The sequence below is a fragment of the Terasakiella brassicae genome, assembly GCF_014641495.1.
In the GTDB taxonomy this organism is placed as follows: domain Bacteria; phylum Pseudomonadota; class Alphaproteobacteria; order Rhodospirillales; family Terasakiellaceae; genus Terasakiella; species Terasakiella brassicae.
This window is the reverse complement of the sequence record NZ_BMHV01000003.1, coordinates 114627-128487: the sequence shown is the minus strand read 5'-3', so window position 1 is coordinate 128487 and position 13861 is coordinate 114627. Positions and strand designations below refer to the sequence as shown.

Sequence of the window (13861 nt, the reverse complement as noted above, 5' to 3'; positions counted from 1 at the left end):
TCACGGGTTAAGAGGATTTATTAAAAAGCACTTTCCCGAATAAGGACCGCCCAAACAGAACGGACAATCGCGCCAAACAGACTTTCACGATGGGACGGAACCTTGATCGACCCGCGCATCACATGTGACGGTGCAGGCATATCTCCGGCCACATCAAACGTTACACGATATATCCCTTGTGTTGGCACCAGTCTTTTCTGACGATCCGGTTCAACCGCAATATCCCCGCCAAAAACCGATGCCAGATAAGCTTGATCCATAAAAGCCGTATTCACGTTCGCAACCGATTGTAAAACGCCTTTGATCTTGTCTCCTTGCAGATTATCGGGGAAAAAGGTTGCGTTTTCCCCTTTGATCAAACGATCGACCTGCACTTCATCCACATAAGCAATCATACGCGCCTGTTTCAATGACACAACACGCGCCAGCACATGATCCTGATTGATCCACATTCCGACCGATAGCAATTCGTCAAAATCGGTTACTCGTCCGTCTATTTCGCTGCGGATGGTCAACAGATCGCGTCCTTTTATCAGACTTTGCAGGCGTGTTTGTTCACTTTCCAGATCTTGTCGTAAAATACGGATCCGTTGACGTTCCGCACCACCTGCAGCCTCGCGTTTCACCAGTTCTTTGCGCAGATCTATTTTGCGTTGCACCTGTGCAATTTGAAAATCCAACTCATCCGATGTCAGGGTAAACAACACATCACCTTGTTTGACCATGTCGCCCGGTTTAACCCGGATTGTTTCCAGACGCGCACTAAATGGGGCAAAAACGCGAACCGAATGTTGCGCATCCACAATGGCTGGCAGGTGCACCGATCCTTGCCACGGAAAAAACAGGGCAATTGCAACAACACCTAAAACACCCATCGTACGCAAACTTTGCACATTCCATTTCATATCATTTTTTCTTTTCCACCATGCCTGAAGTTCGCGCCAAATGGGCAGGCCGACAAACCAGATAATTTCAACCAGAAACAGGAATATGCCCAAGACCTTGAAAAAATAAGCATAGACCAAAACCGCAATCCCCAAAAACAGGAAGAAGCGGTAAATCCATGTGCCGAAGGCATAAACCAGCAAAATTTTTCCCAGCGGCTCGCCAAAAGGTTCAGGTTGCGGATCACCAAGGCCGAACAATTTCTCCCGCAACCACCACTTTCCCCGTGCAAATGCCCGATCTTGCAGGTTTTCAACCTCCAGCCAATCCGATAATAAATAATAACCGTCAAAGCGCATAAAAGGGTTTAAATTGATCGCCAAAGTCATCAGCCATGTCACGGTGGCGATTAAAAAGGCCGCACTTTTCAACGATCCTTCGGGAAGAAAATTCCACACGAAAGTCGCCACCAATGCCAATCCCAGTTCGGCCAACATCCCCGCCGCCCCGATTTGCAGGCGTTTTTTCTTGTCCGTCAAACGCCATGCATCCGTCGTATCGGTATAAAGCACCGGCCACATGACCAAAAAAGCAACCCCCATACTGGGCACCCGACAGCCCGCACGTTGCGCCGTATAAGCGTGCCCCAATTCGTGCAAGACTTTGGCAAACAAAAGGGCAAGGCCATAAAAGAACATTCCTTCCCAAGTGAAGAAATGCATGAAAGTCGTTAAGAACCCGTCCCATTGGCGAGTTACCAAATATCCACCAATGACACCCAGCACCAACAAGATAATCAAAAAAGTTTTTGAAAATATTTTATCTGCAAATGGTCGTGTCGCTTTCAAAAAACGTTGCGGGCGCACCAAAGGAATACGGAAAAACAGATAATTATGCAAAAGCTGGCGATACCAACTGGATTTGCTCATTTGTGCAATACGGCGCAGTCCCGCAATGTCTTCCGGGCTTTCACGTTGCACCAACAGATTGCTGTGAAGAAAGTGCGCCATCCATTGAACATCTTCCTGTGTTGGTGAATAAACACCCTTCATGTGCGACAGGTTCCCAATGAGTTGTTTTGCACTACCCAGATGCCAATAACTGAGCATATCAAACGCTTCCTGTCCGATCCGATGATAACGGTTGCGCACAGGATCATGGATGGTCCAACTGGGGGCACCGTTGCCCATCACGGGTCCGGGGAAAAGGCTTAAGTCTTCACGCAATGGCGGCAATTTGTCTAATGCCTGCTCCAGCATGTCTGCCCCCTACAAACCAAAATATTGGCGCAGTTTTGCCATCGGTCGACGGAATAAATAGACAAAAAGCGGGACATCATCACCCATGATCTTGGCTGTACCGCGCAATCCCAATCTCGGTTTATCCGTTTCTTCAAAAGCCGCCACCAAACGATAGCTCAAGACACCAGACGGTGTCGGGGCCGCTTCATAACTGGAACGCAGCAACGTGGCATCAACAGGATGGAGCGGGGCTTTATCCAGAAACAAGCGAACACGTGCCCCACTGTCAAAGTAAAGCGCATCCCCAACCGGCAATTCAATGCGCAACTGCGTATCGCGCGCATCGGCAATCTGCATCAAACGCTCTCCTGTTTTTACAGGAATGCCTTCTAAATCAGCGACATCACGAAAAACAACAACACCCTTACGCGGGCTGCGAATTTCAATTTTTTCCAATTGTGTGCGGGCATAATCGCGTTCGGCTTCGCGCAATTGCAAACGAGATCGCAAAACGGCAAGTTCCCCTTTGATCCGTCTATCGCCAAAAGCGGCTTGCTGCGCACTTAATAACTCGCTTTGCGCCACCAGCAATTCTTCTTGTGCAATATCCAGACGCCCTTGAAATTCGGTCGCTTCATAACGGATCAAAAGCTGATTTTCACTCACTTGCGCATTCGGGTTGACCAAAACGTCTTTCAAGACACCGTTGATCGGTGCACTCACAACAGACGGGCTACGCGCCACCACTTCCGCAGGGGCCAAGACAGATTGGGAAACCGGAATGAATTGGGCCGCAATTAAAAGAACCGCAATTGCCGTCATAATCTTTTTATTTTTCAGGTGGTGCCATGAAAACGCCGATTTGGGGATCAACGCATTCCAGGCATGAGCGGCAACATCTGAGAGTTTTTCCAGCAAAGCCAATTCGTTTTCCACAAACGGCTGTGCGCGCATATACCACAAAGCACCGATCAAACGTCCCTCACCGGTGCGCAAGGGAAACCAAACGTTTTGGGGATGCCCCCATTCCTGCATATCCTCATCCTGCGCAACCCCCAAGGCATTCAGGTCCAGTACATGAGGGGTCGCCGCATCGTCTTTTTGGGCACACATCGTGGCAATACGTTCCATCCAATGGATGAAGGGCGCGTTGCGATCCAGAACCGCCACATCGGAAACCATTTCTGCACGCGCTTTCCCACCCTCAATTGAAAAGACAACGCCACTATCAAACGGGCTTAAGCTACGGACCCGATTGACCAAAATATAAAATAGTTCGGATGTTTGTTTTGCCTGTCGTAATTCCCGTTCCAACTGAAACAAGGACATTAAGGTATTTTGAAAATTACCCTTCGTATCCGTCATTGTGTCGTTGTGCCTGTATTTTCAAAGACGGCGCTTCCGCTCATACCCGCAAGTAAATTTTTGGTCGTCTCAACATTATTAATTTCACCAAAAACACTGATGGATTGGCTTACCGGATCAATCCACGCCCCTGTTCGAACGATTTTTGCCGCAATCTGTTCCCCCGTTTCATCTATTGTCAATTCAAACGGTGTTCCCGGCTTTAACCAGGAAAGCCAATTGGACGGCACGACCAAAGCAACTTCCAACGTCTGATCGTCCAGTATCTCCAATAAAATATCACCGGGCGCAACGGTTTCAAACGGGTTCACATTTTTTTTGACAACGCGGCCATTAAACGGTGCTGTGATTTCACATTGTCGTGTCGCATATCGCACGATATCCAGCTCACCTTGTGCTTTTTCCACTGCGGCACTGGCAAGGGCGACTTCCAGTTCACCAACCGATTGCAATGTCATCAGTTGTTTTTTATTCGCTAAGGTCTTTTGTTCACCCTTTAGAATCGCCTGTTTTACCCTGACGTGTGCCTTGAGCAAACTACATTCAAAACCGACCAAGACATCGCCTTTTTTAAAACGATCTCCTTCCAGCAAACCCAAATGATTAATTTTCGCCTGAATTTCACTGGAAATTTTAACCTGATGAACGGCCTGTAAAAGGGCACGGGCCTGTAAAAAATCCTGCGCATAAACGGGGGCAGCGCTGAAAAACACTACCCCCGCCCAAAAGACATACAGACTTAAAGACTTCGTCAAATTCATGCCTGTTTATCCGGCAAACCAGGAAGCCAGCGTACTAAAAAAACCGTCCTCATCCTGTTCAGTTTTTTTCACCTGTTCGACCTGCTTTTTGGCTTCATTATCAGCGGCTTCTTTTGCCTTTTTAACCTCGGACCCATCACTAATGGCGATACGGCCGCTATACCAATCTTCATTGATCTTTTTAAGTGCCCCAGCCAACGTGCGAACATCCGTATTTTCAATGGTATCCGGCAAAGGATCAGCCCCCAAGGTCAAATACAAACGCCCAACGGAATTGCGCATGTCGGTAAAGGCCAAATCCCGGCGCAGTTCGGATAAAACCGCCTGTAGTTCGGCCCGAATGGCATCGCGATTACCTGCACTACCGGCACGAACGTTCGCCTGAATTTTACCTTTGATACTATCTTCAACGCGATATAGCTCAGAGACCGTTTTAAATTCATCAACCGACTGTACATATCCTGCCAAGGCAACGTGAACCTGACTCATCACCGCCATGCTGAGGGCATAACGACGATAATCGACAACATCAACCTGACCTTCGGCCTGTTCAATGGCTTCTGGCCCTGTAAAGACTTCAAACAGGTTTTTATTAATGGACGCACCCCACGACCACCATGTCTGTTCCCACGCATAGGAATTGCTGTCAAAATTCCAGGCTGTGTTCAATTCCAGCCCCGGCAGCATGCGCAGATAAGCTTTACGGACATCGTTATGACTGATCCGTGCTTGATAAGCCTCTTCACGCAATTCCGGGCGATGTAACAAGGCAATTTTTTCAAGACGTTCAACATCTTGAAGCTGAAGGTCGGGAACATCAAAACCGACATTACCCGTATCCAGTTTGAAATCCGTTCCCGGCTTCAGGTTCATCAAGGTGCTCAGGCGGGTTTTCGCCGTATGCAGTTCCCTGCGCATAATTTTTAGCTGACGTAAACTATCCAGTAATTCACGCTGATAGCGCAAGGCGGCTAATGGCGTTTCCTGGCCGCTCCGTTCGGCTTTTTTCGCATCTTGTAATGCTTTTTGGACCGTTTGTGTTAAGGGCGCAATCCGGTCCAGCAAACGTTGGGCAGATGCCGCATCCCAAAAGGCCGCCCGAACATCCTGAATGATATTGTGAACGACTTTGCGGCGCCGTTCTTCAGAAATTAAAACACGATCTGACAATTGTTGTGCCCGAACATAACTCAGTCCAAAATCAAGAACATTCCAGGTAAAGCCCAAGCTCGCCGATTTTAATTCACGATCAGAAGACGTGGAACTTTCAAGCGATTCCTGCCCCGATGTTAAAGACTGGCTGTTGGACCCCATATGGTTATCACGCCCGGTATAACCCGCTTCGACCGTCATCTGAGGCAGGAGGCTGAAATTGGCCATCGTCAGGTTTTTGCGACTTAAGACTGTTTCCATCAGTTTTAAGCGTTGGTCCAGATTGTATTTCAGCGCCCGCGCCATCGCATCATAAAGCGTAATCGGTGCATCGATCTTTTCCTGATTGGCAAACAGGGCTTTTGAATCCCGTTCAATCCGTTGAAGATGATCTTCCATCGTCAACGGTTCCGGCGTCACAGAACATCCCGCCAAGACCAACGCACTGGACATCAACAATGTGCTGGAAAATACCTTTTTAAACTTTTTCACTTTCTGTTTCCCCTCAAGAGATCCCATTTGAACGCCATTCACAAGACCGTTCCTTCAACCAATTTATTTTACACAATCGTCATCAGGTTAAACTGCTTCTAGAAGTGCTTTTACAACTTTAAGATCTTTTGCGCCAGAAGCATTTACCAACTGAGCCGAGAAATTCATCCGTCCCCCTTGTGGTACCCGGAATGCCTGCTCCCCACCGGGTGCAGCCTCATCCCCTAAAGATTGAGATTCCCCGGCCGGCGCACTATTGCCGAACCCGTCGGGTTGACCGACACCATTCTCTGGCGCGCCAAAGCCGCCAAAGCCGGTGTCACCCGCACCCAAACCGCCAAAGCCGCCGCCGAGGCCACCGCCGAAACCGCCCCCAAGTCCGCCTCCATTGGCGAGGCCGTTCAAGCCCCCGCCAACTCCGGCCAGACCGGATAAGCCGGGGTTCGCCGCACCAAGACCACTTGTTCCTCCACCAGCACGACCAACTGTCGCACCGCCGCTATTGGAGGAAGAAACACGACCCGTGCCGTAGAAGCTATTTAAAGCCGCATCATTTCCGGTGACCGCGTTGCGTACAATGGTCATCCCTTCGACACCGGCACTGGGATCACCAATCACAGACGAACTTGATCCGCCACGACTAACAACCTCATTCCATGTTGTCCGGTCACCGCTATTCCCGAAATTCACTTCACCGGCAGGTACATTCACATTCCCGGCCCCATTATCAACGGGTCCATTACCGTCATTGCCACTTGGGTTCCCCTCGTTACCAGCGGTATTTTCAGATGATCCTTCATCGCCACCAATTTGACTGACATTCAGCCCGGAAGAAGTCGGAGATATTGGCACATTGGAAACCGTGATGCCATTGCCTGTATTATCCGAAATATCAACGGGAACCTGTGCAAGCCAACTGCCCGCAGCCGCTAAATTATATGTTTGACCATCCGTTGCCGATGTACCATTTGCATCCAGTAACGCAGCAACACCAGCAGCATCCGTCTCGTTCAAAACAAGGGTGAATTCAGTGGCGGAGGTAATTTCAACATCTGTGGCTGAGGTCAAGGTATAGGCACTGCCAGCCGCACCCTTACCCGTCAAGGTTAACTGCGAAACATCGACATCATTTGCAGCACCGGTCTTATTCACAAAATTGGTCCCGCTCACCACCAATGTTTTTGTTGTGATGTCATACGTTGCCGATGTAATTTCAGGCGCCGCATAATTGGATACGGTCACAGCGTTTGTCGCATCGACAATATCCACGCTTGCAAACGCGCCCGTCATCCAATTGTCCGCCGCGCCAAGATTAAACGTTGTCGCCCCGGTTGCCGATGTGGTGCCATCTTTATTCAGCAAACCATTGACGACCAGTTTATCGGTTGCACTCAAAGTGATTACCGCACTGGTCGCGGATGTAATTTCCACATCCGCACTATCCGTCAACGTATAAGCCGTGTTACCCTGCCCTGTCAGGCTCAGCAGAGACACATCAATATCATTTGCCGCCCCTGTTTTTGAAACGAAGTTCGTTCCCGTCAAGGCCAATGTACCCGTGGTATAATCATAGGCCACAGACGTGATTGCCGGTGCATTATAGTTGGAAACGGTGACCCCGCTGGTCCCATCAACCGTTGTCACCGCACTGTCAGCCCCGACCGCCCAATCTTCAGCTGCCGCAAGGTTATAGGTCGTACCATTTGCAGCCGAGGTACCGTTCTTGGATGTCAAAGCCTCGACCCCAGCCGCATCCGTTGCCGACAAGGTAATGGTAAAGGTCGTCCCGTTGGTGATTTCCACATCAGAGGCCGAGGTCAGGGTATAAGTCGCCCCACCTTCGCCTTTGAAAGTCAACTTGCTGACATCAATATCGTTGGCCGCCCCGTCACGTTTCAGGAAACTTGTCCCTGTTACCGTCAACACATTCGTCGAATAATCATAGGCCGCAGATGTAATTTCCGGCACCGCCACATTGGAAACGGTTATCCCATTCCCTGTTAAGTCATTTGCACCGGAGACATTGGTGTTCCAGCCATCCGCAGCCGCCACCTTGTAAAGTGTCGCATTGGTCGACTCTGTGCCGTTTTTATTCATAATCTGGTTCAGTGCCGCCTTATCGGCAGCCGATAAGGTCAAGGTGAATTGTGTGGCTGAATCGATCTCGACATTCGCCGTTCCGTTATTCAATACGTGGGTTTCCCCACCTTCACCCGTGATTGTAATTTTCGAGGCATCAATATCATTTGTCGCACCCGCCTTCGCCTGAAGGTTCGTGCCCGTCACAACCAACGTCCCCGCCGCCGCATCATAGGTCGCAGAAGTAATCGCCGGAGCAACATAGTTTGAAACCGTGATGCCGGTTGTCGCATCGACCACATTATTCGCCGCCGGTGCGCCCGCCATCCAGTCTTCTGCTGCCGCCAGATTATAAGACTGACCGCTATCGGCGGATGTGCCATTTTTCGTCATAAGACTGGCAAGCGCGGCTTTATCCGTTGCACTTAACGTGAAACTTGCTGTAGTCGCAGAAGACACATCCACATTTGCTGTATCGTTTAAGGTATAGGTCGTCCCATCTTCACCTGTAAAAGTGAATTTATTTGCCACAGTAATATCGTTTGTCGCACCGCTTACACCGACAAAATTCGTCCCGGTCAATGTGACCACACCTGTCGCCATATCGTAGGTTGCCCCGGTAATTTCCGGCACAGCATAATTGGATACCGTCACAACATTTGTCGCATCCACAATATCCACGCTTGCAAACGCACCTGGCATCCAGTCCTCTGCCGCCGCCAGGTTAAAGGTATCACCCGACAACGCAGATGTGGTGCCATCTTTATTCAAGATGCTTTCCACATTCACCAGATCAGCACCACTGAGTGTGATGGTAAATTGGGTCGCTGAATCAATTTCCACGTCAGAGACAGATGTTAAAGGATAAACGGTCCCTCCTTCGCCTGTAAGACTCAGTTTACCCACATCAATGTCATTACTTGCCCCTGTTTTTGCGACAAAGTTCGTTCCTGTCACGACCAGTTGATTGGTATTGTAATTGTAAGTCACAGCCGTAATAACCGGCGGATTATAGTTGGAAACGGTGACCGCGCTGGTCCCATCAACCGTTGTCACCGCACTGTCGGCCCCGGCGGCCCAATCTTCAGCTGCCGCCAGATTATAGGTTTTCCCATCCGCAGATTCCGTGCCATTTTTCGACATCAAAGCCTCGACCCCGGCCGCATCCGTTGCCGACAAAGTCACGGTAAAGGTCGTCCCATCAGTAATTTCAACACTGGATGTTGAGGTAAGCGCATGCTCGCCGTCACCTTCGCCTTTGAAAGTCAGTTTGCTGACGTCAATATCATTGGTTGCCCCGTCACGTTTTAAGAAGTTCGTTCCCGTCACCACCAACTGATTGGTTGCAATATCGTAGGTCGCAGATGTAATTTGAGGCACCGCCACATTGGAAACGGTTATCGTGTTCCCTGTTAAGTCATTTGCACCGGACACATTGGTGTTCCACCCGTCCGCAACCGCCACATTGTAAGATGTCGCATTGGTGGACTCTGTACCGTTTTTATTCATAATCTGGTTCAGTGCCGCCTTATCAGCAGCCGATAAGGTCAAGGTGAATTGTGTGGCTGAATCGATCTCGACATTCGCCGTTCCGTTATTCAATACGTGGGTTTCCCCACCCTCGCCCGTGATTGTAATTTTCGAGGCATCAATATCATTTGTCGCACCTGCCTTCGCCTGAAGGTTTGTGCCTGTTACGACTAACGTCCCCGCTGCCGCATCATAGGTCGCAGAAGTAATCGCCGGAGCAACGCTAACAGTTACCGTACCGTCTGTATCCGCAATATCACTGGATCCCGGACCACCGGCTAGCCAATTGTCTGCTGCTGCAATGTTATAGGTCGATCCTGCTGATGAAGATGTTCCGGTTTGATCCAATAAGGCATCTACATTTGTCTTATCCACCCCCGTAAGCGTGACCGTAAAGGATGTTGCCGATGTAATTTCAACATCGGACGCACTGCTCAAATCATAAGTCGCATTCCCCGTTCCCCCGGTAAAGGTCAGTGTGGAAATATCAATGTCGTTATTGGCACCGGTTTTTGAAACGAAGTTCGTTCCTGTCACCGTCAAAACACCTGTATCGGAATCATAAGTCGCCGCCGTAATTGTCGGAGCCGCATAATTCGAAACCGTAATGCCGGTTGTCGCATCGACCACATTATTGTCTGCGGGTGCTCCTATTATCCAATCTTCAGCGGCGGAGATATTATAAAGTGTCGCCCCATCCGAAGACGTACCATTTTTGTTCAACAAGCCATGAACAGCCAGCTTATCTGCCGCGTTTAACGTCACGGTTGCTGTCGTTGATGATGTAATATCCACATTGGAACTGGTCAATTCATAAGTCGCGCCGTCTTCCCCGGTGATCGTCAGTTTGGTCACATCAATATCATTATTGGCCCCCGTTACTCCCACAAAATTCGTTCCCGTCAGAACCAATTGACCTGTAGACCAGTCATAAGTCGCAGATGCGATTTGCGGAACCTCATAATTCGAAACAGTAATAACATTTCCCGTCATATCCGCCGTGTTGACTGACGTATCTGCACCAACGGCCCATTGTCCTGATACAGTGTCCTGCCCTGCTAGATTAAACGTTGTGCCGGGCGTTGCCGATGTTGTTCCATTCTTATTCAACAACTCTTCAACCTTGTGAATATCTGTGCCGGAAAGGGTCACAGAGAATGTAGTCCCGTTGGTGATTTCCACATTGGAAGACGTGGATAAAGTGTATGTTGCCCCGCCTTCGCCTGTAATGGTCAACTTGCTGACATCAATATCGTTGGCCGCCCCGTCACGTTTCAGGAAACTTGTCCCTGTTACCGTCAACACATTCGTCGAATAATCATAGGCCGCAGATGTAATTTGAGGCACCGCCACATTGGAAACGGTTACCCCATTCCCTGTTAAGTCATTTGCACCGGACACATTGGCATTCCAGCCATCCGCAGCCGCCACCTTGTAAAGTGTCGCATTGGTCGACTCTGTGCCGTTTTTATTCATAATCTGGTTCAGTGCCGCCTTATCGGCAGCCGATAAGGTCAAGGTGAATTGTGTGGCTGAATCGATCTCGACATTCGCCGTTCCGTTATTCAATACGTGGGTTTCCCCACCTTCACCCGTGATTGTAATTTTCGAGGCATCAATATCATTTGTCGCACCCGCCTTCGCCTGAAGGTTCGTGCCCGTCACAACCAACGTCCCCGCCGCCGCATCATAGGTCGCAGAAGTAATCGCCGGAGCAACATAGTTTGAAACCGTGATGCCGGTTGTCGCATCGACCACATTATTCGCCACCGGTGCGCCCGCCATCCAGTCTTCTGCTGCCGCCAGATTATAAGACTGACCGCTATCGGCGGATGTGCCATTTTTCGTCATAAGACTGGCAAGCGCTGCCTTATCCGTTGCACTTAACGTGAAACTTGCTGTAGTCGCAGAAGACACATCCACATTTGCCGTATCGCTTAAGGTATAGGTCGTCCCATCTTCACCTGTAAAAGTGAATTTATTTGCCACAGTAATATCGTTTGTCGCACCGCTTACACCGACAAAATTCGTCCCGGTCAATGTGACCACACCTGTAGACCAGTCATAAGTCGCAGAGGTAATTTCCGGCACAGCGTAATTGGATACCGTCACAACGTTTGTCGCAGATACAATATCCACGCTTGAAAATGCACCTGGCATCCAGTTCTCTGCCGCCGCCAGGTTAAAAGTATCTCCCGACAACGCAGATGTCGTGCCATCCTGATTCAAGATGCTTTCCACATTCACCAAATCAGCACCACTGAGTGTGATGGTAAATTGGGTCGCTGAATCAATTTCCACGTCAGAGACAGATGTTAAAGGATAAACTGTGCCCCCTTCGCCTGTAAGACTCAGTTTACCCACATCAATGTCATTACTTGCCCCTGTTTTTGCGACAAAGTTCGTTCCTGTCACGACCAGTTGATTGGTATTGTAATTGTAGGTCACAGCCGTAATAACCGGCGGATTATAGTTGGAAACGGTGACCCCGCTGGTCCCATCAACCGTTGTCACCGCACTGTCGGCCCCGGCCGCCCAATCTTCAGCTGCCGCCAGATTATAGGTTTTCCCATCCGCAGATTCCGTGCCATTTTTCGACATCAGAGCCTCGACCCCGGCCGCATCCGTTGCCGACAAAGTCACGGTAAAGGTCGTCCCATCGGTAATTTCAACACTGGATGTTGAGGTAAGCGCATGCTCGCCATCACCTTCGCCTTTGAAAGTCAGTTTGCTGACATCAATATCATTGGTCGCCCCGTCACGTTTTAAGAAATTCGTTCCCGTCACCACCAACTGGTTGGTTGCAATATCGTAGGTCGCAGATGTAATTTGAGGCACCGCCACGTTAGAAACGGTTATCCCATTCCCTGTTAAGTCATTTGCACCGGACACATTGGTGTTCCACCCGTCCGCAACCGCCACATTGTAAGGTGTCGCATTGGTCGACTCTGTACCGTTTTTATTCATAATCTGGTTCAGTGCCGCTTTGTCGGCAGCCGATAAGGTCAAGGTGAATTGTGTTGTTGAACCGCCGAGCTCAACATTCGCCGTTCCGTTATTCAATACGTGGATTTCCTCACCCTCGCCCGTGATTGTAAATTTGGAAGCGTCTATATCTGCACCACCCGCATTAGCCTGAAGGTTTGTGCCCGTCACAACCAACGTCCCCGTTGCCGCATCATAGGTCGCAGAATCTATCGACGGCCCCGTAGGCGCCGCCTCAAATATAATCGTATCTACACCATATGAAACCGGTGAAGCACTGGTAATGGTAAAAGAAGTAATCCCCGTCAATGAACTTAAATCAACCAGCGTACCCGTGTTATGGTCCACACTCTCCGTCACTGCACTGCCCGTGTTGGGGGTAAAAGTCCAGTTGGCCGTTGTTGTTGCAATGATATCAATCGCCCGCAGGCTCGTCAAATTTACCGCTGAACTAAAGGAAAAGGTCATGCTGGTCGCGTTAACCCCATTAACGCTTGCAACTGCCAAATTACCGCTGGTTCCGCCCAAACCGCCACCAGGCAATACACCGACTTCCGCCCCTTCACTAGACGTTATCGTAACAGTTATCCCACTGACCGTTGAGGTAACATTCGACACGTTATCCGATGATGTTGTAAAATCAAATGTGGCCAGGTCATGTTGGTAATTTCCTTGAGCGTTTAACGAAATACCCAGTGCAGCTTCAATCTGACCTGTTTTGGCTTCCAATGCCCAATCGCCACTTGCCCCGGTTGCATCATCGGATGCTGCGATATCTGCGCCTGTCACATCGGCTAAATTACCGATAAACGTCGCACCGACAGACCCGGTTCCAATGTTACAGCCATAAAGTAAAATATCGCCATCATCGCTTAGGGATTGCCCGATAATTTCCAGTGCATCGCGATTTTGTTCAATCGTCGCGCTGCTCAAAGAACTCGTCCCCAGAAGGACTTCGCCTTGCCCCCCGTGGGAGAGTACATGAACAGCCGAAATGTTGGAACGAGCGGACAAGACCGCAGCCATTTGGTCCAAACCGTTTCCATCGCCATTTAAAACAACATATTCCGCATCGCCACCCAAACCGGCGATCAACTGGTCATAATCCGCAACATTCGAATCGATAAAGTATATTTCTGTCGCAGCTGATGCGTCACTATCGTGCGAGGTTTGAACCGCCTTGGCCTCTGTATCTATCGCATTTTGTTCGGCAACTTCCGCGCCAGTGGCCACACCGGCTGCGTCAAACATAAAACGCTGTTCCAGCGCCACGGCCAAAGGCTTTTTCCCCATCGTCATGGTACCCTTATATTTTGACATATTCTTCGCTGCCTCCGCCGGATTGTTTTACGACACGCCTGAATGATCCGA

At 49.7% G+C, this 13861-nt stretch carries 5 protein-coding genes; all 5 read right to left on the bottom strand.

Annotated elements, in window-relative coordinates; genetic code table 11:
• Positions 1-20: 20 nt before the first annotated feature.
• On the bottom strand, positions 21-2144 hold the full coding sequence (locus tag IEW74_RS02915) for a site-2 protease family protein (protein WP_188661340.1): 2124 nt from the start codon (positions 2142-2144) through the stop codon (positions 21-23).
• A gap of 9 nt (positions 2145-2153) precedes the next feature.
• A complete protein-coding gene (locus tag IEW74_RS02910) occupies positions 2154-3491 on the bottom strand; it encodes an efflux RND transporter periplasmic adaptor subunit (RefSeq protein WP_188661337.1) in 1338 nt (445 codons plus the stop codon).
• Positions 3488-4252: an efflux RND transporter periplasmic adaptor subunit gene (locus tag IEW74_RS02905; protein ID WP_188661334.1), complete on the bottom strand. Its 765-nt coding sequence runs from the start codon at positions 4250-4252 to the stop codon at positions 3488-3490. Before IEW74_RS02905 ends, IEW74_RS02910 begins: the two co-directional genes overlap by 4 nt.
• Before the next feature lie 6 nt (positions 4253-4258).
• Complete coding sequence (locus IEW74_RS02900; protein WP_188661331.1) at positions 4259-5896, bottom strand: TolC family protein; 1638 nt, start codon at positions 5894-5896, stop codon at positions 4259-4261.
• Positions 5897-5983: 87 nt separating this feature from the next.
• Entirely contained in the window at positions 5984-13810 is a 7827-nt protein-coding gene (locus IEW74_RS02895) for a DUF4347 domain-containing protein (protein WP_188661328.1), read from the bottom strand.
• Positions 13811-13861 lie beyond the last annotated feature (51 nt).

Bases quoted from the DNA above. Each gene is read 5' to 3' on its own strand.
- IEW74_RS02895 (WP_188661328.1), bottom strand. From the start codon at position 13,810: ATGTCAAAATATAAGGGTACCATGACGATGGGGAAAAAGCCTTTGGCC.
- IEW74_RS02915 (WP_188661340.1), bottom strand. From the start codon at position 2,144: ATGCTGGAGCAGGCATTAGACAAATTGCCGCCATTGCGTGAAGACTTA.
- IEW74_RS02910 (WP_188661337.1), bottom strand. From the start codon at position 3,491: ATGACGGATACGAAGGGTAATTTTCAAAATACCTTAATGTCCTTGTTT.
- IEW74_RS02905 (WP_188661334.1), bottom strand. From the start codon at position 4,252: ATGAATTTGACGAAGTCTTTAAGTCTGTATGTCTTTTGGGCGGGGGTA.